General features: G+C 65.3%; 23 protein-coding genes. 12 read left to right on the top strand and 11 right to left on the bottom strand.

What is annotated here, in order from left to right; genetic code table 11:
* Window positions 1-6: 6 nt before the first annotated feature.
* Window positions 7-963, top strand: a complete 957-nt coding sequence (locus AO716_RS03180) for a DNA-methyltransferase (protein ID WP_082413268.1) — start codon at window positions 7-9, stop codon at window positions 961-963.
* 51 nt (window positions 964-1,014) lie between these two features.
* Here the strand turns inward: AO716_RS03180 and AO716_RS03175 are convergent, their stop codons facing one another.
* On the bottom strand, window positions 1,015-1,863 hold the full coding sequence (locus AO716_RS03175; RefSeq protein WP_055239489.1) for a PHP domain-containing protein: 849 nt from the start codon (window positions 1,861-1,863) through the stop codon (window positions 1,015-1,017).
* Window positions 1,864-1,984: 121 nt separating this feature from the next.
* Here AO716_RS03175 and AO716_RS03170 point away from each other — a divergent pair, with 121 nt between their 5' ends.
* Window positions 1,985-3,556 (top strand): aminopeptidase P family protein, encoded by a 1,572-nt coding sequence (locus AO716_RS03170; RefSeq protein WP_055239488.1) that lies wholly within the window; start codon window positions 1,985-1,987, stop codon window positions 3,554-3,556.
* 86 nt (window positions 3,557-3,642) lie between these two features.
* Here the strand turns inward: AO716_RS03170 and AO716_RS03165 are convergent, their stop codons facing one another.
* Window positions 3,643-4,608 carry a general stress protein gene (locus AO716_RS03165; protein ID WP_055239487.1) on the bottom strand — a complete coding sequence of 322 codons (966 nt, stop codon included), beginning with the start codon at window positions 4,606-4,608 and terminating at the stop codon, window positions 3,643-3,645.
* A 120-nt stretch (window positions 4,609-4,728) separates the two neighbouring features.
* On the opposite strand from AO716_RS03165, the gene AO716_RS03160 reads away from it, so the two are divergent.
* From AO716_RS03160 to AO716_RS03150, 3 genes are read left to right on the top strand one after another with little or no spacing between them, the layout of a single operon-like run.
* Window positions 4,729-6,015: a magnesium transporter MgtE N-terminal domain-containing protein gene (locus tag AO716_RS03160; protein ID WP_055239486.1), complete on the top strand. Its 1,287-nt coding sequence runs from the start codon at window positions 4,729-4,731 to the stop codon at window positions 6,013-6,015.
* Complete coding sequence (locus AO716_RS03155) at window positions 6,008-6,601, top strand: DUF1003 domain-containing protein (protein ID WP_055239485.1); 594 nt, start codon at window positions 6,008-6,010, stop codon at window positions 6,599-6,601. The genes AO716_RS03160 and AO716_RS03155 overlap by 8 nt, the downstream gene beginning before the upstream one ends.
* 3 nt (window positions 6,602-6,604) lie before the next feature.
* Window positions 6,605-7,753, top strand: coding sequence for an Mrp/NBP35 family ATP-binding protein (locus AO716_RS03150; RefSeq protein ID WP_055239484.1), 1,149 nt, complete (start codon window positions 6,605-6,607; stop codon window positions 7,751-7,753).
* 18 nt (window positions 7,754-7,771) lie between these two features.
* Here the strand turns inward: AO716_RS03150 and AO716_RS03145 are convergent, their stop codons facing one another.
* The 3 genes from AO716_RS03145 to sigE are packed head-to-tail and all read right to left on the bottom strand — an operon-like array spanning window position 7,772 to window position 9,791.
* The gene (locus AO716_RS03145; RefSeq protein ID WP_055239483.1) at window positions 7,772-8,212 is read right to left on the bottom strand and encodes a hypothetical protein; all 441 of its coding nucleotides are present in this window, start codon (window positions 8,210-8,212) and stop codon (window positions 7,772-7,774) included.
* Between the two features lie 50 nt (window positions 8,213-8,262).
* Window positions 8,263-9,174, bottom strand: coding sequence for a zf-HC2 domain-containing protein (locus AO716_RS03140; protein ID WP_082413267.1), 912 nt, complete (start codon window positions 9,172-9,174; stop codon window positions 8,263-8,265).
* 5 nt (window positions 9,175-9,179) lie between these two features.
* Window positions 9,180-9,791 (bottom strand): RNA polymerase sigma factor SigE, encoded by a 612-nt coding sequence (gene sigE / locus AO716_RS03135; protein ID WP_055239481.1) that lies wholly within the window; start codon window positions 9,789-9,791, stop codon window positions 9,180-9,182.
* A 347-nt stretch (window positions 9,792-10,138) separates the two neighbouring features.
* Between sigE and AO716_RS03130 the strand changes: the two genes are divergently transcribed.
* Window positions 10,139-10,783 carry an O-methyltransferase gene (locus tag AO716_RS03130; RefSeq protein WP_055239480.1) on the top strand — a complete coding sequence of 215 codons (645 nt, stop codon included), beginning with the start codon at window positions 10,139-10,141 and terminating at the stop codon, window positions 10,781-10,783.
* On the opposite strand, the gene AO716_RS03125 is transcribed toward AO716_RS03130, so the two are convergent.
* The 5 genes from AO716_RS03125 to AO716_RS03110 form a co-directional block, all read right to left on the bottom strand.
* On the bottom strand, window positions 10,780-12,402 hold the full coding sequence (locus tag AO716_RS03125) for a leucyl aminopeptidase family protein (RefSeq protein ID WP_082413266.1): 1,623 nt from the start codon (window positions 12,400-12,402) through the stop codon (window positions 10,780-10,782). The genes AO716_RS03130 and AO716_RS03125 overlap by 4 nt on opposite strands.
* A 9-nt stretch (window positions 12,403-12,411) precedes the next feature.
* On the bottom strand, window positions 12,412-12,579 hold the full coding sequence (locus tag AO716_RS16890) for a DUF3117 domain-containing protein (RefSeq protein ID WP_082413265.1): 168 nt from the start codon (window positions 12,577-12,579) through the stop codon (window positions 12,412-12,414).
* A gap of 209 nt (window positions 12,580-12,788) precedes the next feature.
* Window positions 12,789-13,289: a DNA-3-methyladenine glycosylase I gene (locus AO716_RS03120; RefSeq protein WP_082413314.1), complete on the bottom strand. Its 501-nt coding sequence runs from the start codon at window positions 13,287-13,289 to the stop codon at window positions 12,789-12,791.
* A gap of 62 nt (window positions 13,290-13,351) precedes the next feature.
* Window positions 13,352-13,825 (bottom strand): DivIVA domain-containing protein, encoded by a 474-nt coding sequence (locus AO716_RS03115; protein ID WP_082413264.1) that lies wholly within the window; start codon window positions 13,823-13,825, stop codon window positions 13,352-13,354.
* Between the two features lie 33 nt (window positions 13,826-13,858).
* On the bottom strand, window positions 13,859-14,623 hold the full coding sequence (locus AO716_RS03110) for a TIGR00730 family Rossman fold protein (RefSeq protein ID WP_055239477.1): 765 nt from the start codon (window positions 14,621-14,623) through the stop codon (window positions 13,859-13,861).
* Between the two features lie 150 nt (window positions 14,624-14,773).
* Between AO716_RS03110 and AO716_RS03105 the strand changes: the two genes are divergently transcribed.
* From AO716_RS03105 to AO716_RS03090, 4 genes are all read left to right on the top strand, one after another.
* A complete protein-coding gene (locus AO716_RS03105) occupies window positions 14,774-15,553 on the top strand; it encodes an amino acid ABC transporter ATP-binding protein (protein WP_055239476.1) in 780 nt (259 codons plus the stop codon).
* Between the two features lie 80 nt (window positions 15,554-15,633).
* Entirely contained in the window at window positions 15,634-16,485 is an 852-nt protein-coding gene (locus AO716_RS03100; protein ID WP_055239475.1) for a glutamate ABC transporter substrate-binding protein, read from the top strand.
* Between the two features lie 99 nt (window positions 16,486-16,584).
* Complete coding sequence (locus AO716_RS03095) at window positions 16,585-17,259, top strand: amino acid ABC transporter permease (protein ID WP_055239474.1); 675 nt, start codon at window positions 16,585-16,587, stop codon at window positions 17,257-17,259.
* Window positions 17,256-18,128 carry an amino acid ABC transporter permease gene (locus tag AO716_RS03090; RefSeq protein WP_055239473.1) on the top strand — a complete coding sequence of 291 codons (873 nt, stop codon included), beginning with the start codon at window positions 17,256-17,258 and terminating at the stop codon, window positions 18,126-18,128. The genes AO716_RS03095 and AO716_RS03090 overlap by 4 nt, the downstream gene beginning before the upstream one ends.
* 82 nt (window positions 18,129-18,210) lie before the next feature.
* Here the strand turns inward: AO716_RS03090 and dapE are convergent, their stop codons facing one another.
* Window positions 18,211-19,302 carry a succinyl-diaminopimelate desuccinylase gene (gene dapE / locus AO716_RS03085; protein ID WP_055239472.1) on the bottom strand — a complete coding sequence of 364 codons (1,092 nt, stop codon included), beginning with the start codon at window positions 19,300-19,302 and terminating at the stop codon, window positions 18,211-18,213.
* Window positions 19,303-19,335: 33 nt separating this feature from the next.
* On the opposite strand from dapE, the gene dapD reads away from it, so the two are divergent.
* The gene (gene dapD, locus AO716_RS03080) at window positions 19,336-20,307 is read left to right on the top strand and encodes a 2,3,4,5-tetrahydropyridine-2,6-dicarboxylate N-succinyltransferase (RefSeq protein ID WP_055239471.1); all 972 of its coding nucleotides are present in this window, start codon (window positions 19,336-19,338) and stop codon (window positions 20,305-20,307) included.
* Window positions 20,308-20,330: 23 nt separating this feature from the next.
* On the top strand, window positions 20,331-21,209 hold the full coding sequence (locus tag AO716_RS03075) for a hypothetical protein (RefSeq protein WP_055239470.1): 879 nt from the start codon (window positions 20,331-20,333) through the stop codon (window positions 21,207-21,209).
* Window positions 21,210-21,235 lie beyond the last annotated feature (26 nt).

Below are 21,235 nucleotides of genomic sequence, written 5' to 3'. Positions count from 1 at the left end.
ACACGGATGAGCACACCTAACTGGACGCCGGACGGCGGGTCGCTGATAGTCCACGCAGACAATGCGGACTATCTGCCGACCCTGCCGGACGGCTCCTTTACCCTGATCTACGTCGATCCCCCGTTTAACACCGGCCGGGCGCAGCGCCGGCAGCAGACCACCATGGTCCGCAGCGTCGAGGGAACCGGCGACCGGACTGGGTTCAAGGGCCGCAGCTACACCACGGTCAAAGGACTGCTCTCCAGCTACGACGATGCCTTCGAAGATTACTGGGCGTTCCTTGAACCCCGGATGGCAGAAGCCTGGCGCCTGCTGGCTGACGACGGAACTCTCTACGTGCACCTGGATTACCGCGAGGTGCACTACGTCAAGGTGATGCTCGATGCCCTTTTTGGCCGTGACTGTTTCCTGAATGAAATCATCTGGGCGTACGACTACGGCGGACGGGCCAAGAACCGCTGGCCGGCCAAACATGACAACATCCTGGTCTATGTAAAGAATCCCGCTGCGTATCACTTCAATAATGCTGAAGTGGACCGGGAGCCCTATATGGCGCCCGGACTGGTGACGCCCGAGAAGGTGGCGCTTGGCAAGCTGCCCACCGACGTCTGGTGGCACACAATTGTCTCCCCCACCGGTCGGGAAAAGACCGGCTATCCGACCCAGAAACCTGAAGGCCTGCTCCGCCGCGCCGTCGCCGCTTCCAGCCGCGAGGGCGACTGGGTGCTCGATTTCTTCGCGGGATCCGGAACCCTCGGAGCGGTAGCCGAGAAGCTCGGCCGCCGGTTTGTCTGCGTCGACGCGAACCCGCAGGCCATTGAGGTTATGGAGCGCCGGCTGGGACATGCCGCAAAGGTACTGGTGCCGGCCAAGCCAAAACGCGTCCGGGCCAGGCGCGCTGCGGCCCCGAAGAACGCACCGGCCGAGTCCGTGGACCCGGGACCGGCGCCTGCAGCGCTCTAGCCGCCAGGGACCGGATGGCTCCTGCCGGACTACTTCTTATGGCCGGACCAGTTATGGCCGGACGACGGGCGTGCCCGTACCCAGTTCAGTAATCCGTTCCAGGACTTCGGCGCTGGTGGTGTTTTCCCCCAGCAGGTTCGGCTTGCCCGTTCCGTGGTAATCGCTGGAGCCGGTCACCAGCAGGGAATGCTCAGCAGCCAGCCGGCGCAGGTAGGCGCGGCCGTCCTGGGGGTTGTCCCGATGTTCAATCTCCACGCCGGCCAGCCCGGCGTCGATCATTTCCAGGTAAGTCCGTTCTCCCACCACACGTCCGCGCGCGGACGCCTCGGGGTGTGCAAAAACGGGCACTCCCCCGGCGTCCCGGATCAGGCGCACCGCATGCGCGGGATCGGGGGCATAGTGCGCCACGAAATAGCGAGAGCGTCCGGTCAGGATTCCGGCGAAAGCAGCCGATCGCGAAGGCACCACCCCGGCGGCAACCAGCGCATCGGCAATATGCGGCCGGCCAATAGTGGCGCCGGGAGCAACCTGTTCCTGCACGTCTGCCCAGCTGATGGGGTAGTCCTCGGCAAGCCGTTCCACCATGCGTTCTGCCCGGCTTACCCGCGCCGAGCGGGACTTGGCGATCTCGGCCAGCAGACCCGGATGGGACGGGTCGTGGAGGTAGGACAGCACATGGACGCTGATCCCGTCCTCGGTGCGGCAGGAGACCTCCATGCCCGGAACGAATATCAGGCCCAGGGTGCGGGCCGCTTCGGCTGCCTCGCCCCACCCTGCAGTGGAGTCGTGGTCCGTCAGCGCCACGGCATCCAGTCCGGCGGCGGCGGCGGAGGCCATCACTGCCCCGGGCGCTTCCGTGCCGTCCGAAACATTGGAGTGGGTGTGCAGGTCGATTCTCACCCCTCCAATCTACGCGGTTAGCCGCGCGGATCCGGCGTTGGCGCTCCGCGGAGGCCAGGGCATGTTTGGCCTTGTTAACTGCCGGTGAGAGCATAGACAGGTGAGTACTGAAGCCAATTCCATGAACCCCGCCGATTCCGGCCTTGAGGAACTGTCCGAGGGACAGCCGCTTGAGGACCGGGTGAACAACCGTTCCCAGCGCCCCACATCGCAGGCGTTCAAGGACTTTATGTCCTCCGGCTGGGCGTCCGCGTCCGATGAGCTTCCGGAGCAGTCCGCAGTGGCTCCCCACGCGGCCGCCCGCCGCCGTGCACTCTCCGAGCGTTTCAAGGGCGAGCGCCTGGTTATCCCGGCCGGCCCCCTGAAGGTCCGCTCCAACGACACCGATTACCGGTTCCGTCCGCACTCCGGGTTCGCCCACCTCACCGGTCTGGGCCTGGACCACGAACCGGACGCCGTCCTGGTCCTGGAACCGGTGGAAGAAGGCAAGGGCGACGACGGCGGCCACCACACCGCTACCCTCTACTTCCGTCCGCTGGCCGGCACCGACAATGAAGAGTTCTATTCCAACGCACGCTACGGCGCATTCTGGATCGGGTCGAGGATGAACCTGGAACAGGTCAGCGCACTCGTGGACCTGCCGACCCGGGACCTCTCCGAGGCTGAAACCGCCATCACGTCCAACGTAGGCGACCCGCAGTTCGGCGGAGTGTCCGTGCGGCTGCTGCGCAAGGTCGATGAAATGGTCGACGCGCTGGTGGACACCGTCCGCTACAACACCGCGCTCGACCCGGAAAACATGGACTTCAGCGCCCTCGATTCAAAGGATGAAGAGCTCACCGAAGCCCTTTCGGAGCTGCGCCTGGTCAAGGACGCCTGGGAAATCGAACAGATGCGCGAGGCAGTCGCCGCAACCGTGAACGGCTTCACCGAAGTTGTGAAGGCTCTCCCCCGCGCCATTACCCACCCGCGCGGGGAACGCGTCGTCGAAGGTGCATTCTTCGCCCGTGCCCGGGAAGAAGGCAACGACCTCGGCTACGACACCATCGCCGCTGCCGGCAACAACGCCACGGTGCTTCACTGGATCCGCAACAACGGCGCAGTGAAGGCCGGGGACCTGCTGCTGCTGGACGCCGGTGTGGAAGCGGACAGCCTCTACACCGCGGACATCACCCGGACCCTGCCGGTCAACGGTACGTACTCCGAAGTGCAGCGCCGCGTGTACCAGGCTGTCCTGGACGCCGCTGATGCCGGTTTCGCTGCCGCAAAGCCGGGCAACAAGTTCCGTGATGTGCATGCCGCCGCCGTACGGGTGCTGGCAGAGCGTCTCCAGGAATGGGGCCTGTTGCCGGTTCCGCTGGAGGAAGCACTCTCCGAACAGGGCCAGCAGCACCGGCGCTGGATGCCCCACGGTACAAGCCACCACCTGGGCCTGGATGTGCATGACTGCGCCCAGGCACGGCGTGAACTGTACCTGGACGGCATCATCGAAGAGGGCATGGTGTTCACCATTGAGCCCGGCCTGTACTTCAAGGAAGAGGACCTCAGCATCCCCGAGGAGTACCGCGGCATTGGTGTGCGGATCGAGGACGACGTCCTGATCACGGCAGACGGCCCCGAGAACCTCAGTGCTGCACTGCCCCGCGACCCGTCCGACGTCGAGGACTGGATGGCCGGGATCTACGCGTCGTAGCCTTCCGAAAACAGTATCGAACATACAGAAACTGCCCGTTTGGATTTCCAAACGGGCAGTTTCTGTATGTTCGGGCAGCGTATGCGCTAGCGCCCTTCACCGGATGTGCGGGAGTCCCCGCCGTCCTGCGGAGCGGGCTGCTCGTGAACCGGCTGTTGTTCTCCATGGCCCGGTTTCGGCTGGGAGGCGCCGGCCGGCGCGGGAGCTTCCTTCGGGCTTTCCTGCTGGGCGGCGGGAAGCCGGACACCGTAGCGGGGACGGCCGTCGGGCAGGTCGGGGAACTGGCCGCGCGGCGTTCCGGAAGGCTGTGCAGGCTGCGGCTGGGGCTGGCCCTGCACCGGCTGCCCGGGGACAGGCTGTCCCGGTGCCGCGTGCGCACCGGAGTTCTCCGGAGTCCCGGTCCCGGCGGGCGCATCCTGGCGTCCCGCTCCGCGGGTGCCGTAGGGATCGGCCCAGGTGGAGGGACGTTCAGGTGCGGTACCGGGCTGCGCCGGCTGGCCGGGGTAGGGAGGCTGCTGGAAGGGAGGCTGGCCCGCCTGCGGTGCCGGGTGTCCGCTCTGGCCCACCATGGGCAGCTGGGAAAGCAGGCGGCGGGCCTCGTTTGCAGCTTCCGGCGCCACCACCACGTCGTAGCTTGTGGCGACCACCTGGCTGGTGGATGTGAAGTCACGGCGTCCGCGCTGGAAGGCATAGGCCAGCACCCCGAAAAGCAGCCAGAAAATCGCACCGAGTGCCATGGACGGGATCAGCGAAAGGTATGAATCCCCGCCGCCGAAAAGCATGAGCGCAAGGCCCACGAAAAGGCCGAACCAGGCACCGGTCGCGGCACTGGACATGGCCACGCGCGGGTACGTCAGGCGGCCGGTCACCCGTTCCACGGACTTCAGTTCGTTGCCGACAATGCTGACAAGGTGGACGGGAAACTTTGAATCCGCGAGGTAGTCAACTGCCTTCTGGGCGTCCAGGTAGGCAGTGTAGCGGCCAACCAGCTCACCCCTGGGCAGTGTTCGTCCGAGGTCCCGCGGGGATGAGGCGCCAAATAGGTTCGACATTCCCCTATTCTTTCGCAGTTGCGCCGATTGTGCGCCAATGTATCGCTGGCAGTGAACGCCGGCACGGCGCCCGGTCCCATAAATGCACCGATCCTGCCCCCGCCAAGTAGCCTAAGTAGGGTGAGTACAAATCCTACGCGCGTCTTCATTGCACGGCTGTTGGGCCTGGATGTCTTCGACCCCCTGGGCGACCGGCTGGGCCGGCTCCGCGACGCCGTCGTACTGGACCGCGGCGCGGGCCGCCCGCCCCAGGCGGTGGGAATCGTCGTCGAGGTTCCCGGCAAGAAACGCGTGTTTGTGCCCATCACGCGCATCACCTCCATGGACCCGAGCCAGATCATCTGCACGGGCCTGGTGAACCTGCGCCGGTTCCAGCAGCGCGGGGCGGAAATGCTGGTGGTCGCTGAGCTGTTCGACAGCCGGGTTGTCCTGGCTGACGGCAGCGGGGAAGCAACCGTCGAAGACATCGCCATTGAGCAGAACCGCGCCGGTGACTGGCACGTTTCAAGTTTGTTCGTGCGGCGCGGCGGGGGCGGTTCCCGCCTGCGCAGTCTGCGCCGCAAGGGTGAGCTGCTCATTATCGAGTGGCCCGAGGTTGGCCACTGGGACATCACCGGACCCCAGGCTGCGACACAGTTCGTCGCCCAGCATGATGACCTCAAGCCCGCAGACTTCGCTGAGGCACTGCACGAAATGAGCGGCAAGCGCCGTATCGAGGTGGCCAGCGAACTGCAGGATGAACGCCTCGCGGACGTGCTGCAGGAACTGCCCGACGACGACCAGGTGCAGATCCTGCAGTCCCTGGACGTTGAGCGTGCCGCCGACGTGCTCGAGGAAATGGACCCCGACGACGCCGCTGACCTCCTCAACGAGCTTCCCGAGGAGCAGAAGGAAGAGCTCCTGCAGCTGATGGAGCCGGAGGACGCCCGTGACGTGCGCCGGCTGCTGCAGTATGAAGAGGACACTGCCGGTTCACTGATGACGCCGGTCCCGGTGATCCTGCCGCCCGAGGCCACGGTGGCTGAAGCCCTGGCACACGTGCGCCGGGAAGAACTCACCCCGGCCCTGGCCTCCTCGATCTACGTGTGCCGGCCGCCCCTGGAGACGCCCACGGGCCGCTACCTCGGCGTCGTGCACATCCAGCAGCTGCTGCGCACCGCTCCCCCGGAGGCCCTGGGCAACATCCTCGATACCGATCTGGAGCCGGTGCGGGACTTCGCCAACATCGCGGAGATTTCCCGGATGCTGGCAACCTACAACTTGAACTCATTGCCGGTGGTCAACGACACCGGACGCCTGGTGGGAGCAGTGACAGTCGACGACGTCCTGGACCACCTGCTCCCGGATGACTGGCGTGCCTCCGACGACACCGGCCCCATAACGTGGCAGGGAAGGAAGAATGGCTGAGAAGAACCGCCCCCGTACTGACGGCCTCGACACTCCGCGCACCGCCCGAACCAGGTGGTTCCCGCGGCTCTCTCCCAACCCTGATGCCTTTGGCCATGCCACGGAGAACTTCGCCCGTTTTATGGGCACCCCGCAGTTCCTGCTCTACATGACGGTGTTCTGTGTTGTCTGGCTCGTCTGGAACACCTGGGGACCAGAGCCCCTGCGGTTCGACAGCGTGGCCCTGGGCTTCACGCTGCTGACCCTGATGCTCTCGCTGCAGGCCTCCTACGCCGCTCCCCTGCTGCTGCTGGCACAGAACCGGCAGGATGACCGGGACCGGGTCTCCATGCGCCAGGACCGCGAACGCGCTGAACGTAACCTGCTGGACACCGAATACCTCACCCGCGAGATTGCAGAGCTGCGCATCGCGCTGCGGGAAGTCGCTACCCGCGACTACGTCCGCTCCGAAATCCGCGGGCTCCTCGAGGAACTCCTCGAAGCCAATGACAACCGAGAAGACGGCCAGCGGCGCAGCACCCGCCGCCGCGGCCAGGACGGCACAACCCCGCCGTCCAAAGCGACCCAGGGTGCGGGAGAAGACTAGGCAGTGCCCGAAACACAGAATCCCCTCAAGGACGCCGCCCGCGCAGCGCTGGAGCGGGTCATCGACCCCGAGCTGCGCCGGCCCATCACTGAGCTGGGTATGCTCCGCAGCGTTGAAGTGAACGACGCCGGCGCGGCCAGGATCGGTGTCCTGCTCACTATCGCGGGGTGCCCGCTGCGCGGAACCATCACCGCCGACGTCGAACGCGAACTCAGCACTGTCCCCGGCATCACTTCCGTCCAGGTTGACCTCGATGTCATGACGCCGGCCCAGCGTGAGGAACTCAAGGAGAAGCTGCGCGGACCCGCCGGAGCACGCGGGGTCCCGTTCAACCGTCCCGGCTCGCTGACCCGGGTCTACGCCGTTGCCAGCGGCAAGGGCGGCGTGGGCAAGTCCACCGTGACGGTGAACCTCGCGGCCGCCATGGCCGCATCCGGTCTGCGTGTGGGTGTGGTCGACGCCGATGTCCACGGCTTTTCCGTACCCGGACTGCTCGGCATCACTGCACCGCCCACCCGGGTCGACGAGATGATCCTGCCCCCCGTGGCCCACGGCATCAAGACAATCTCCATTGGCATGTTCCTGGACAGGAACCAGCCGGTTGCCTGGCGCGGACCGATGCTGCACCGGGCGCTGGAACAGTTCCTCACCGACGTCTACTTCGGCGACCTGGACGTGCTGCTGCTTGACCTGCCGCCGGGCACCGGCGACATCGCTATTTCAGTGGGACAGCTGCTGCCGGGCTCCGAGATCCTGGTGGTCACTACGCCGCAGGCAGCTGCAGCCGAGGTCGCAGAGCGGGCCGGTACGGTCGCGGCCCAGACCGGACAGAAAGTCTCCGGTGTCATCGAGAACATGTCGTGGCTGACACTGCCCGGAGGTGAGCGCATGGAACTGTTCGGTTCCGGCGGAGGCACGCTCGTTTCCGAACGGCTGGGCGAGGCGCTGGGCTACAGCGTTCCCCTGCTGGGCAGCATTCCGCTGGACGTCAGACTTCGCGAAGGCGGAGACGCCGGAGAACCGGCGGTGCTGGACGAGTCGGCCGAAGAAGCCGAAAGTGCCGGCGGCGAACTGCGCCGGATAGCCGCTGCCCTGGCGGGGCGTCCCCGCGGACTGGCCGGTCTCAACCTCGGAGTGACACCCCGAAGCTAACGGTTGAGCTGCCGTCCCCTAGGTGGCTTCGACATCAAAGGGGGGCCGTTCCCCCGCGGCCAGGCGTTCGATGCGCTGGACGGGCGGCGGCGCCGCCGGGCTGGGGAAAGCAGGAGCAGATCCGGCGGGAGCGGCTCCGGCCCGCTCCGCCACAGGACGTGCGGAGCCGGCGCTGCGGGCCGCAGCCGGCCGGACCGCGTCCTCAACGTCGTCGAGCAGTGCCTCTTTGATAATGCGGCGCGGATCGTACTGGCGGGGATCGAGCTTCCGCCAGTCCACCTCGTCGATTTCCGGCCCGACTTCTTCGCGAAGCTGTTCCCGGGCACCGCTTGCCATACGACGCATTTCACGCACAAGCCGCGCCAGCTGCGAAGCGTATTCGGGCAGGCGTTCGGGGCCAAGGATGGCCACGGCGAGGACCGCCAGGATGATCAGCTCATAGCCGTTAATTCCGAACACTTTTGAAGGTTACCTTTTCCAGCCGGACCGGGGCCACTTTAAGGCTGGACTCAAGATGAACGCCCTGCGCCCGCGAGCAGCGCCAGTCCCCGCAGGATACGTTCGGCGGCTCCGGAATCCGCGTCGCCCGAAGGAACCAGCAGGCGGGCGGACTCGCTGAGGGAGAGTTCTCCAACAACCGAGGACATGGTTTCGTCCGGCTTCGATGTCGCCAGTGTGTAAGTAACATTGCGCGCGGAGAGCACGGCCTCCCCCGGGCGCTCCTCATTCCGCCAGAGCCGGGGTGTTGTCGATTGGCCCGCATCGGGCGCACTGAATCCTTCCAGCGCGGCCGGCCTGCCGGTCAGGGCGTGAAGCACCTCAGGATTTGCATCGCCCTCGCGCGGGCGCTGCTCATAGACCCGGACGGTCTCGCCGTTACGGGTCAGCTCCATGGCGACGGCGGGGTGTCCTGCGACTTCCAGGGTGCGGGCCGAGGCCAATGTGAAGCCGAGTTCGGTCAGTTCCGGGCAGGACCAGCCCGCATCCCTGAGGGACTGCAGCTCTTCGGCTGAAAGGCTGCGCTGCTCTGCCAGCTGGTTCCAGCCGGCCAGCAGATGTGCCTGCCGGGGCGCGGAAAGCGGCTCGTCGGCGATGCTTCCCAGCACATAGGCACCGGCCAGGACGAAGCCGGACACCAGGGTGAGAATGCCCCCGATTGCGACGGCGTAACGCCTGCGGCTACGGGCTTCGGGGATTTGCGGTACCCGGGCGCTGGCAGTGTCTGCCACGATCCGGCTGGCCAGGTCTTCGCGCGGAGACGGCACGCTCATTGCCCTCAGCCGGCTGCGCAGGCGGCGCTCTTCTTCCACAAGGCAGCGGCAGGATGCGCATCGCTGAAGATGGGACTCGACTGCATCACGCCGGCGTGCCGGCAGTTCCCCGTCGAGGAACTCACGCAGGTGGCGTTTGGGGTGGCGCATATCCTCTAGCCGGCTCCTGCCACGCGGGGGATCTTCAGGCCCACGGCTGGAGTACGGCGCTGGGCCGGGTCCCGGTGAGCCAGTTTCTCCTTGAGCATGCTGCGCCCGCGGTGGATGCGCGAACGAACCGTTCCGAGCTTCACGCCCAGGGCGTTCGCCACTTCGTCGTAAGAAAGTCCTTCAAGGTCGCAGAGCACTACCGCGGCCCGGAAGTCAGGAGGAAGCTCCTCGAGTGCCCGCTGAATATCCACGTCCAGGTTGTTGAACTCGAAGCTGCGCTCGGGCCCGGGGCCCTGGCTGGGCAGCCGGCTCTCTGCCTCTTCACTCATGCCGTCAAAACGGATGCGGCTGCGCCTGCGGGCCTGGTCCAGGAAGAGGTTGGTGGTGATCCGGTGGAGCCACCCGTCCAGTGTGCCGGGCTGGAAGTTGGCAAGGGAGCGGAAGACGCGGACGAAGACTTCCTGTGTGAGGTCCTCGGCGTCGTGCTTATTGCCCGTCAGCCGGTAGGCAAGGCGGTACACCTTGGCGGAGTGTGTTTCCACGACCTCCTGCCAGGTGGGACGCACCCATTCGGTTCCTGCGGATGCCTCCGCTGCAACGTCCGTTGTCCCCGTCACGGTTTCCTCCCTTCGCAACGTAGCCTGCGGCCCCGGAATCAGCTCAGCGTGATTGCGGGGCGGCGATCGTCAGTAAGTTCACCATCCATGTTTGCGCATGATTCTGTGAGTTCGCTGTTAGCATGCCCAACGGATCAGGACAAGTGGCCGCCGCTCATTGGGCAGCAGCTCGTTTTTAGGCGCGGCTCACCCGGGCGCGATGGGCAGAAACCGTGCTTCAGTGGCCTTAAGCTTGTATTGCTGCAGTTCCGCCGCAGTTCCGCGGGCGTTCGTTCGCCCCGGTTTGCGGCAGACCCACACCTGACGCGGCTTCCCCACGATTATTGAGCGAAAGAGACTGTGCATCCATGAGCGCCGACAAGCAGAGCACGTGGTCCTACACGGAGGCCCTGCCTTTCGAGGATGAAGTCCTGCTTCGCGCGCGTGAGCGTTCACACGAACTGGGTGTCGCACCGGTCAGCACCGGGGTGGGAGCTGCGCTGACCGTACTTGCCGCTTCATCCAAGGCGCAGACAGTCGTGGAGATCGGAACCGGAGCCGGAGTTTCGGGCGTGTGCCTTCTTCGCGGACTTGGTCCGGGTTCGGTACTGACCACGATCGACTCCGATGTGGACCATCTGCGCGCCGCGCGCCAGGCCTACTCCGAGGCTGGAGTTCCGGGAAACCGCACCCGCACCATCTCCGGCCGGGCGGCACAGGTGCTGCCCCGCCTTACGGACAATGCCTACGACCTCGTGTTTATCGATGCGGACAAGCCATCCTTCGTCCTGTACGCCGAGCAGGCCGTGCGGCTGCTGAAGCCCGGTGGCCTGCTGATCATCAACGGGGCCCTGGATAACGGGCGGGTGGCCGACCCCGCCGCACGGGAACCCCTAACGGCGACCATGCGGCAGGTCGGCCGCCTCATCCGGGACAACGATTCGCTTGTTTCTTCGCTTCTGCCCACGGGCGACGGCCTTCAGCTGGCCGTGAAGGTACTTCCCGGCCGCTAGGCTGTTTCTGCCCTTGCACGGGCAGCCCGTGCACGCAGGAAGGCGATCAGGAGCCTGGCACCGAAGCCCGTGGCCCCCTTCGAGTACTCGTGGGTGTCCGAGGAAACTTCCATGGGCCCGGCGATGTCCAGGTGGATCCAGGGAGTTCCGTCCACGAATTTCTCCAGGAACAGTGCCGCAAGAATTGCTCCCCCGCCGGCTTTGGCCTTCACTGGGGCAACATGGGCCAGGTCTGCGGTGGCTGATTCAAGCAGATACTCATAATCCGGGACGAGCGGCAGCTGCCAGAGCGGCTCGCCGCTGGCGCTTGCTGCAGCTTCCAGCGCGGTAAGAAGCTCGGGATCGTTGCCAAACAGGGCTGCATGTCGTTTGCCCAGACCCAGCATGGCGGCGCCGGTCAGGGTCGCGACGTCGATCACGGCGGAGGGCTTCAGCTCCTGCACTGCGTACGCGAGTGCATCAGCCAGCACCATCCGTCCTTCAGCGTCTGTGTTGCCGATCTCCACGGTTGTGCCGTTGTACGTCCGGACAATGTCGCCGGGCCGGTAGGACGCTGCTCCGATTGCGTTTTCAGCCAAAGCGAGCAGGGCCGTCACTTCAAAGGGAACCTGCAGCTCGGCCGCGGCCTGCACCGCCGCCAGCACTACGGCCGATCCGGCCATATCCATTTTCATCGGGGGCATCGACTCACGGGGCTTCAGCGAAATGCCCCCGGAATCGAACGTTATTCCCTTGCCCACCAGCACCACCCGGTCCGTGGTTTCAACGCCCGCCGGCCGGTAGGTGACGCGTACCATCCGCGGGCCGTTGGCAGAACCGGATCCCACGGCGGTGAGCCCGCCGAATCCTTCAGCAGCCAGGCGCGCCGGATCCCAGACCTCGACGTCGAGCCCCCTGGCAGCCGCCACCGCCTCGCTCTGTGCAGCGATCCATTCAGGGGTGGCTACATCCGGCGGAGTATTGGTCAGGTCGCGGGCCAGCCAGGCCGCACGGGCCGCAACTTCCGCCAGCTCAAGTGCCTGCGGCTTGAGCCCGGTAACCTCCATGACCTCGGCCATCGGCTTCGGAGGATCGGTTACACCGGTGCGCGGCGCGCGGTAGCCGCCCAGGAAGAAGCCTTCGAGGAAGGCCTGCTGCGCCTGCGGGGTCAGCCCGTCAACAACGCTCGTCCGGATCCTCTTGGCTCCGGATGTCGCCCTGGCCAGGCTTGCACCGGCACGCCGCAGGCTTTGGTGGGATTCGTCGCCCACTCCCAAATAAATGAGCCTGCCCGCAAGACCGGCAGATCCCCGGGGCGGTTCCACCACCAGGTGTTCCCCTGCCTTGCCGGTCACTCCGGCTGCTTCTGCCCGTGCAGCGACGTCGATGCCGTACTGCACAGCGGCTTCAACAGCGCCGCGCCTGGGTTCGGGGACCGTGCGGTCCCCGGGCGGCCCGGGGGCAATAGCAACGGCGAGGACGTCTACGCCCTCGTCAGTCCGCGGCGCCAGACCGGTGCCGCCGGCTGGATCTCCGGCGCGCTCCGAAAGCGGAGCGAGCCCGGAAACCGCCGTCATGGACATCCTGCGGGTAGCCGGAGAGGCACCAGCAGGCTTGGAAGTAAGCCTGGAAGGACGCATGCATCCAGCCTAGCTGGTGACGCCGAGGAGGCATTCCTTGAGCTTGCCTGCTTCTTCAGCGTTCAGTTCGACAACGAGCCGTCCGCCGCCGTCGATCGGCACCCGCAGGATCAGGCTGCGCCCTTCTTTGGTAACCTCCATGGGCCCGTCACCCGTACGCGGTTTCATCGCAGCCATATTGAAATTCCCCTTTCAAAAGTGCACTGCGGGGTTATTCCCCGAGTAATCACCGTTCCTGCCGCGGCCCCGGACCTATTGTTGTTAGGCGCCCGAGCCGCATTTGCGACCATTATTCCGTACAACCGTAAGCAGGCGAAATTTCGGTGTGTCTGAGGACACATCCGGGGGTTCTGCCGGCGCGGAACTGCACCGGGCAGGGGCACGGGTCAGCGAAAGGCGCAGTCAGCAAGATGGTCGTTTACGTACCCGGTGGCCTGCATCATGGCATAGGCAGTCACCGGCCCCACGAAACGAAAACCGCGGGCCCGCAGCTCACGCGAAAGGCTCGCTGACTCCGCCGTGGAGGGGGGAATGTCAGCAGCAGCTCGGGGAGCAGCATGGACGGGCGGACGGTGCTTCTCCAGCAGGGCTTCCAGCGACTCATCCTCCCCCAGCGCAAGAAGGGCGCGTGCGTTGGCGATGGTGGCCCGGATCTTGGCCGCATTGCGGACAATGCCGGGGTTGTCCATCAGCCGCTCCACATTGGTTTCGCCAAACCCCGCAACCGTGGCCGGATCGAAGCCGGCAAACGCCTCCCGGAAGGCTTCCCGCTTCCGCAGGATAGTTATCCAGCTGAGTCCGGACTGGAACCCTTCCAGGCTCAGGCGTTCAAACAGGGCGGCCTCGCCCCGCACAGGACGGCCCCACTCATGGTCGTGGTACTCCATGTAGTCGCCGCTGGCCAGGGCCCATGCACAGCGCAGCGCTCCGTCCGGTCCGGGAAGTGCCGTCACGGTTCTGTGGTGCCTGGCTTAATGTTTCCCGGCCTGGTGCTTCCGGGCTGCGGATTGGTTCCGCTTTCCCCGGGCTGAATCAGGGCGTGCCGGCCGGTTCGGGGCGCGGACCCGGCGTCTGTTTCCGGCCCGGGCCCCCGGAACCGGGCCAGGGCGGCATCCCGTTCCTCCAGGGCAGCGCCCAGCCGTTCAAGCACCTGATCCACCTCGTCCATCCGATAACCCCGAAAGGCAACGGAGAACTTCAGTGCCCCAACGTCCGCCGCGCCGGGATGCTCCGGCAGCAGCACCGGAGGCAGCCGCGGGTCCGGCTCGCCAAGGGTGGCCAGGGGTTCTGACGGGCTAAGTGCCTCCCATCCCCCGTCCGCGGAACCGGACCTGCGGCGCAGGCGGCCGGGTCCGATGCGGCCGGCCACCAGGAGTGCGGCCGCGCCGACGGCGGCGATGGCAAGAAAGGCGAGCAGGATCATCACGGGTCCATCGTCGCAGATGAGTCCGCGTGGTCAGAGGGAAACGTGGCCGGCGCTGTCGGCAATGATGAGTTTCACGGCTTCAGCCGGGTCATCCACCAGGTGCACGAGGTCCAGGTCCTTGGCCGAGATCATTCCCTCCTCAAGCAGCGTTCCGCGGACCCATTCCAGCAGCGGGGACCAAAACTCGGTGCCGATCAGCACTATGGGGAATGATGTTACTTTTTGGGTTTGGACCAGGGTCATTGCTTCGAAGAGCTCGTCCATCGTGCCGAAGCCGCCCGGCAGCACAATAAACCCCTGGGCGTATTTGACGAACATCGTTTTCCGGACGAAGAAATAGCGGAAATTAATTCCGAGGTCCACCCAGTCATTGAGCCCGGTTTCAAACGGCAGTTCGATCCCGAGGCCAACCGAGACCCCTCCGGCTTCCACTGCTCCCTTGTTGGCGGCCTCCATCGAACCTGGGCCACCGCCGGTAATGACTGCAAGCCCTGCCTCGGAGAGCAGCCTGCCAACCTCTTCCCCGAGCTTGTACCAGCGGGATCCCGGGAGACTGCGGGCGGACCCGAAGACACTTACCGCAGGACCCAGTTCAGACAGCGTGCCGAAGCCTTCAACGAATTCGCTCTGGATCCGCAATACCCGCCAGGGATCGGTATGCGTGAAATGGGTCCCGTCCGCTGTATCAAGCAGGAACCGGTCCGACTGCGGAACCCGCGCCTGCCCGCGGCGCAGCTCCACAGGTCCGCGCCGTTTCGCCGATATTGGACGGGTTCCGTCTTCTGCGTCGCTCATAGCCATCTACCAAGGCTAGCGCGAGCCTGTGATGAGGACCTCACGCCCGCTCTCACCCGCCGCCGTCTTTTGGTTTCTCTTGCGTCACGATTTGTTCATGCAAGAGTGATCGGGGACACCGGGGGTTGATTTGTTCGCTATCTTCTATCTATGACCAGTGACACAACATCAGGGCAGCCGGTGCCTGAGCAAGCAGGACCCCTCGTCTCGCTGAAGAACGTAAACAAGCACTTCGGGGACCTCCATGTGCTGCGGGACATCAACCTTGATGTAGCGCGCGGCGAAGTAGTTGTGGTGATCGGCCCGTCGGGGTCCGGCAAATCGACACTGTGCCGGGCCATCAACCGCCTGGAGACCATCGACGACGGTGAGATCACCATTGACGGCAAGGCCTTGCCCGCTGAAGGCAAGGCACTCGCCAAGCTGCGTGCCGACGTCGGCATGGTCTTCCAGTCGTTCAACCTCTTCGCGCACAAGTCCATCCTGGACAACGTGGCACTTGGCCCCGTCAAGGTGAAGCGGATGAAGTCCGCCGAAGCCAAGGAGAAGGCAATGGCGCTCCTCAAGCGGGTAGGCGTGGACAACCAGGCGAACAAGCTTCCCGCCCAGCTTTCCGGCGGCCAGCAGCAGCGCGTGGCAATCGCCCGGGCCCTGGCCATGAAGCCGAAGGTCATGCTGTTCGATGAGCCCACCTCTGCGCTTGACCCGGAAATGATCAACGAGGTCCTGGACACCATGGTGGAGCTCGCCCAGGAGGGCATGACCATGATCGTCGTGACCCATGAAATGGGCTTCGCCCGCAAGGCAGCAGACCGCGTGATCTTCATGGCGGACGGCCAGATCGTTGAGCAGGCTGCACCCGAAGAGTTCTTCACCAACCCCAAGAGCGACCGGGCCAAGGACTTCCTCGGCAAGATCCTCGCCCACTAGGGCGTCCGCCGGTTTTTCATCCACCCTTTGAGGCAAGGCCGCGGCCCCCACGGGCCCCGGCCGCAATGCAAGGAGAAAAAATGCGCAATACCCGTTACGCAGTTGCCGCCATGGCTGCAGCTGCCGCTCTGACCCTGTCCGCCTGCGGCGGCGACTCCGGCAGCGATTCGGCCAGCGGCTCTGCTGATTCCGGCAGCGGCGACAGCATCCGGATCGGCATCAAGTTCGATCAGCCAGGCCTCGGCTTCGACGAAGGCGGCTCCTACAGCGGCTTCGACGTGGATGTTGCCAAGTACGTAGCCGGCGAACTCGGCTACGGCGAAGACCAGATCGAATGGATCGAGACCCCGTCTGCCCAGCGTGAAAACATGCTGGAAAATGACCAGGTGGACATGATCTTCGCGACCTACTCCATCACGGACACCCGCAAGGAAAAGGTCGCTTTCGCAGGACCGTACTTCGTTGCCGGCCAGGACCTGCTGGTGCGCTCCGACGATTCCGAGATCACCGGCCCCGAAGACCTCAACGGCAAGACCCTCTGCTCGGTTACCGGCTCCACGTCCGCGCAGAAGGTCAAGGACACGCTGGCCAATGAAGCCAACCTCGTGGAACAGCCGAGCTACGCCGAGTGCGTCACCGCCATGCAGGGCGGCGCCATTGACGCCGTCACCACCGACGACATCATCCTGGCCGGCCTCGCCTCCACGGACGCCAACAAGGGCCAGTTCAAGGTTGTCGGCAACACCTTCTCCGAGGAGAAGTACGGCGTCGGCATCCAGAAGGACAGCGACAAGTGTGAAGACATCAACGCTGCCATCGAAAAGATGATCGAAGACGGCGCCTGGGAAGAAGCCATCAAGAAGAACACCGAAGGCGCTGACTACACGTTCAACGCCGACCTGAACCCGCCGACGATGGACGCCTGCGCCTAAGCGGCCCGCCTCCGCCGGGTTTCGGCGGCAACGTTCGGGGCAGGGCTTTCGGCCCTGCCCCGAACTCCGCTCCACACATTTTTACGGAAGAGGTGACATATGGAAGGTTTCCTCGAGCTCTTTGGCGAATACGACGTCGTCGGGGCCTTCTGGGTCAACATCCAACTCACGTTCTGGGCCGCGCTCTGGTCCCTCGTGCTCGGCACCATCCTGGCCGTGATGCGTATTTCGCCAATCGCCAGCCTGCGCTGGTTCGGCACGGCATACGTGAACATCTTCAGGAACACCCCGCTGACCATCATCATGGTCTTCGGCACCCTGGCTCTCTGGTCCCAGCTGCAGGTCAACCTGTCCGGCGACTTCCAACTCAACTTCTTCCGGCTGGCGGTGCTCTCCCTCTCGGTCTACCACGCAGCGTTTGTCTGCGAGGCGATCCGAAGCGGCGTCAACACCGTTCCGCTGGGACAGGCCGAAGCTGCCCGCTCAATCGGGCTGTCCTTCCTGCCCGCAGCGTGGCTGATCATCCTGCCGCAGGCGTTCCGCGGCGCTGTTGCACCGCTGGGCAATGTCCTGATTGCACTGGCCAAGAACACCACGGTGGCCGCCGTAGCTTCCGTTGCTGAGGCCTCCGGCCTGATGAAGACCATGATCGAATTCCGCCCTGACCTTATGACGCAGATCTTCCTGACCTTCGCACTGGGCTTTGTGCTCATTGTGATCCCGATTGGTCTGCTCACCACCTGGGCCTCGAAGAAACTGGCGGTGGCACGATGAGCCAGAGCGTACTCTTTGACGCGCCCGGTCCCCGGGCACGCCGCCGCATCATGGTTGGCAACATCCTCGGCACCCTGTTCATCCTTGCCCTCCTCGCACTGGTCGTCTATGGCCTGGCCGAGAAGGGCCAGTTCGACGCGGCCAAGTGGAATCCGTTTATTGAAGGCCGGACCTGGGAGTACTTCATGCTTCCCGGCCTCCTGGAGACCCTGAAGGCGGCCGGCGTTGCGATCGTGACTTCGATTGTGTTCGGCCTGGTCTTCGGCCTCGGCCGGCTTTCGTCGGTGAAGGCCATCAGCTGGGTCGCCGGCCTGGTCGTTGAGTTCTTCCGTGCGGTGCCTGTGCTGCTGATGATGATCTTCTTCTACCAGTTCCTCTCGAAGTCCACGCCGGTTCCGTCCTCGGACGTTCCGTTTGTCGCCGTCGTGCTGGCACTGACCCTGTACAACGGTTCCGTGATCGCCGAACTGGTGCGTTCGGGTGTGTTTGGCCTGCCGAAGGGCCAGCGTGAGGCAGGCCTGGCCATCGGCCTGACCCGCAGCCAGTCGCTTCGCATCGTCGAGGTTCCGCAGGCCCTGGTGGCTATGCTCCCCGCCCTGCTCAGCCAGTTCGTCGTGATCCTCAAGGACTCTGCCCTGGGTACCTTTATTGGCTACACGGAGCTGCTCGGCTACGCCCGCCGGCTTGCCTCGGGTGAAGGCAATATCCTGCCGGCCCTGCTTGTCACCGCCGCGATCTTCATCATCCTGAACATGATCCTGACGTTTGCCGCCCAGCGCCTTTCGCGCCTGCTCGGCGCGCGCGCAGGGGCCCTGCTCAAGACTGACGAAGCCGTGGACCCGGAAGGCGTCCCGGCACCCGTGCGGTAGGTCCTCCTAAACGAGACAGCAGAAAGCGCCCTTTAGAAGCTTCTAAAGGGCGCTTTCGGCTGTCTCGTTCGACTGCCGGAAACTAGGCCAGCCAGTCCTGAAGGGCCCGGAGGCATTCGCGGATGGCGCCGGCCGTGACGTGCTCATTGTCGGAGTGAGCCAGCAGCGCGTCTCCCGGTCCGAAGTTAACGGCGGGGATCCCAAGGGCACTGAAACGGGCGACGTCGGTCCAGCCGTACTTTGGCTTCGGCTCAGCACCAACGGCTTCCACGAAGCTGGCGGCCGCGGGACGGTCCAGGCCGGGGCGTGCCCCTGCGGAAGCATCGGTGCGCACCAGGTCGAAGCCGTCCAGCAGCTCACGGACGTAGGCTTCGGCCTGGGCCAGGTCCTTGTCCGGGGCAAAACGGTAGTTGATTTCCACCACGGCGGAATCGGGGATGACGTTGCCGGCGGTGCCGCCGTGGATCTTTACGGCATTGAGCGACTCACGGTAATCCAGTCCTTCAACACGGACCGTGGCCGGCTCGTGGTCCCGCAGCCGCACCAGGATCTCCGCAGCGGCATGGATTGCGTTCTCCCCCATCCAGGCACGGGCCGAATGTGCGGCTTTGCCGGTGGTGCGGGCCTGGAAGCGCATGGTTCCGTTGCAGCCGCCCTCCACGGTCCCGTCGGTCGGTTCAAGGAGGATCGCGAAGTCAGCTTTCAGCCACTCCGGAAAGGACTTCTCCAGCCGGCCCAGCCCGCTCAGTGAAGCATCAACCTCTTCATGGTCATAGAAGATGAAGGTGATATCCCGGCTGGGCTCCGTAAGCTTTGCCGCCAGCGCCAGCTGCACCGCCACCCCGCCCTTCATGTCGGTGGCACCGCGGCCATAGAGGACTTCGCCGTCCCAGCTGGACGGAACGGTTCCGCGGGACCCGGGAACGGACGGCAGGGGCACCGTGTCCAGGTGTCCGGCCAGGATGACCCGCTCGCTGCGTCCCAGATTGGTCCGTGCCATTACGGAATCGCCGTCGCGCACCACTTCAAGGTGGCCGAGGTCCTGCAGCGCCGCCTCAACGGCGTCGGCTATCGCGGCCTCGTTTCCGGACACACTCTCAATGTCCATCAGGGCCGCTGTGAGGGAAGCGACGTCGTTGTGCAGGTTCAGGGGTTTGGCAGGTAATACGGTCACCGGTCCAGAGTACCGCTCGGTAGAGTGGAACCCATGACTTCAAGCACTTCAGCAGCCCCCTCCCCACGCACCGCGTCCGGTCTCGGACTGGCAACTGTAGCCGCAGACGGCACCTTCCTGGACGTCTGGTACCCCCGCCCCGAGCTGGCCCCGCTCCAGGCAGGCGAAGAACTCGCAGCCGATCTCGAGAAGGCCGCTGCGTCCATGGCGGATGAAGTCCGCGGAACCCGCGGCGAGGTAGTCCGCACCGAGATCAACCTCGATGAGGCTCCCGCCGGGACGGCAGACGCCTACCTCCGCCTGCACGTTCTCTCGGCCCGCCTTGCGGCGCCGAACACCATCAACCTGGACGGCATCTTCGGCGTGCTGCCCAACGTTGTATGGACCAACTTCGGTCCCTGCCAGGTTGCCGGTTTCGACTCGGTCCGCCTGGGCCTGCGCGCCCGCGGTGCAGTCACGGTCTACGGCGTGGACAAGTTCCCCCGCATGGTCGACTACGTCCTGCCCACCGGGGTGCGCATCGCCGATGCAGACCGCGTCCGGCTGGGTGCACACCTCGCCGAAGGCACCACTGTCATGCATGAAGGGTTCGTCAACTTTAACGCCGGCACCCTCGGCACCTCGATGGTGGAAGGCCGGATTTCCGCGGGCGTCGTCGTTGGCGACGGCTCCGACGTCGGCGGCGGCGCATCCATCATGGGCACCCTGTCCGGCGGCGGCAAGGAGCGGATCACCGTCGGTGAGCGTGTGCTCCTGGGCGCCAACTCCGGTGTGGGTATCAGCATCGGCGATGACAGCGTTGTTGAAGCAGGCCTGTACGTCACCGCCGGCACACGCGTCAGCGTCACCGATCCCGAAACAAACGAAGTCCGCACCGTCAAGGCAGCAGATCTCTCCGGTGTTCCGGGCCTGCTGTTCAGGCGCAATTCCTCAACCGGCGCTGTTGAGGCCCTTCCGCGGCTGGCCCGAACTGTGGAACTGAACGAAGCGCTGCACGCCAACTAGGACCCCGACCAGGAGGCAGGGCCGTGGCCCGCAACCCCCAGCCGGCGGCACGGCGCAGGACCATCAGCGTGCTGCTGCTTGCCGCTGCGGCAGCCGCCGCAGTCCTGATCTACCTCCTCGTCCTGGCCCTGGGCCGGGACGAGGAGAAGCCGGTACGCGAACGCTGCACCGCTACTGTCAACGACGCCTCCTGGTCCCTGAACCCGGACCAGGCAGCCAACGCATCAACGATTGCTGCCGTAGCCGTTGCGCGCGGTCTTCCGCCGCGTGCGGCATCGATCGCACTGGCCACCGCGGTGCAGGAATCCGGGCTGCGCAATCTGGACTACGGAGATGACGCGGGACCTGATTCGCGCGGGCTGTTCCAGCAGCGGCCGTCGCAGGGCTGGGGCTCCCAGGAGCAGGTGATGGACCCGGTCTACGCCGTGAACGTCTTCTACGACGCTCTCGTCGAAGTTCCCGGGTACCAGGACCTGCCGGTTACGGTCGCCGCCCAGACAGTCCAGCGAAGCGCCTATCCGGATGCCTACGCGGACCATGAGCCTGAGGGAAGGGCTTTCGCTTCGGCCCTGACCGGGCAATCGCCCGCGGCGCTGGCCTGCACCCTCAATCCCGCGCAGGCCCCCGGTGATCCGAACGCCGTCCTGGCGGCGATGAACACGCTGTACGGCGAGCAGCAGGCCATGGTGCTCGGCGAGGTCCTGGTGGTAGGTGCTTCAGGGGAATACGGCTGGTCGCTGGCCCAGTGGGCTGTAGCCAACGCCAAGGCACTGAACATCAATGAAGTCTCATTCGACTCCATGACCTGGACCCGTGGAAGCGGCACGTGGACTCCGTCCGATGCTCCCGGCACGCAGGTGGCCATCCACATTGCCCCGGCCTCCGTGGGCGGGCAGGGCTAACCCGGGAGACAGGGCTAACCCGGCAG

This window comes from Arthrobacter sp. Edens01 (assembly GCF_001307035.1).
GTDB lineage: Bacteria > Actinomycetota > Actinomycetes > Actinomycetales > Micrococcaceae > Arthrobacter_B.
Note: the sequence above shows the minus strand (reverse complement) of the source record. Positions and strands in the feature narration are given on the sequence as shown.

What these genes read in the sequence shown, in the direction of transcription:
- dapD (WP_055239471.1), top strand. Translation starts at nt 19,336, where the DNA reads ATGACTTCAAGCACTTCAGCAGCCCCCTCCCCACGCACCGCGTCCGGT.
- AO716_RS03115 (WP_082413264.1), bottom strand. Translation starts at nt 13,825, where the DNA reads ATGATCCTGCTCGCCTTTCTTGCCATCGCCGCCGTCGGCGCGGCCGCA.
- AO716_RS03090 (WP_055239473.1), top strand. Translation starts at nt 17,256, where the DNA reads ATGAGCCAGAGCGTACTCTTTGACGCGCCCGGTCCCCGGGCACGCCGC.
- AO716_RS03100 (WP_055239475.1), top strand. Translation starts at nt 15,634, where the DNA reads ATGCGCAATACCCGTTACGCAGTTGCCGCCATGGCTGCAGCTGCCGCT.
- AO716_RS03180 (WP_082413268.1), top strand. Translation starts at nt 7, where the DNA reads ATGAGCACACCTAACTGGACGCCGGACGGCGGGTCGCTGATAGTCCAC.
- AO716_RS03110 (WP_055239477.1), bottom strand. Translation starts at nt 14,623, where the DNA reads ATGAGCGACGCAGAAGACGGAACCCGTCCAATATCGGCGAAACGGCGC.
- AO716_RS03095 (WP_055239474.1), top strand. Translation starts at nt 16,585, where the DNA reads ATGGAAGGTTTCCTCGAGCTCTTTGGCGAATACGACGTCGTCGGGGCC.
- AO716_RS03155 (WP_055239485.1), top strand. Translation starts at nt 6,008, where the DNA reads ATGGCTGAGAAGAACCGCCCCCGTACTGACGGCCTCGACACTCCGCGC.
- AO716_RS03120 (WP_082413314.1), bottom strand. Translation starts at nt 13,289, where the DNA reads ATGGAGTACCACGACCATGAGTGGGGCCGTCCTGTGCGGGGCGAGGCC.
- AO716_RS03105 (WP_055239476.1), top strand. Translation starts at nt 14,774, where the DNA reads ATGACCAGTGACACAACATCAGGGCAGCCGGTGCCTGAGCAAGCAGGA.
- AO716_RS03130 (WP_055239480.1), top strand. Translation starts at nt 10,139, where the DNA reads ATGAGCGCCGACAAGCAGAGCACGTGGTCCTACACGGAGGCCCTGCCT.
- AO716_RS03165 (WP_055239487.1), bottom strand. Translation starts at nt 4,608, where the DNA reads ATGTCGAACCTATTTGGCGCCTCATCCCCGCGGGACCTCGGACGAACA.
- AO716_RS16890 (WP_082413265.1), bottom strand. Translation starts at nt 12,579, where the DNA reads ATGGCTGCGATGAAACCGCGTACGGGTGACGGGCCCATGGAGGTTACC.
- AO716_RS03170 (WP_055239488.1), top strand. Translation starts at nt 1,985, where the DNA reads ATGAACCCCGCCGATTCCGGCCTTGAGGAACTGTCCGAGGGACAGCCG.
- AO716_RS03140 (WP_082413267.1), bottom strand. Translation starts at nt 9,174, where the DNA reads ATGCGCCACCCCAAACGCCACCTGCGTGAGTTCCTCGACGGGGAACTG.
- AO716_RS03125 (WP_082413266.1), bottom strand. Translation starts at nt 12,402, where the DNA reads ATGCGTCCTTCCAGGCTTACTTCCAAGCCTGCTGGTGCCTCTCCGGCT.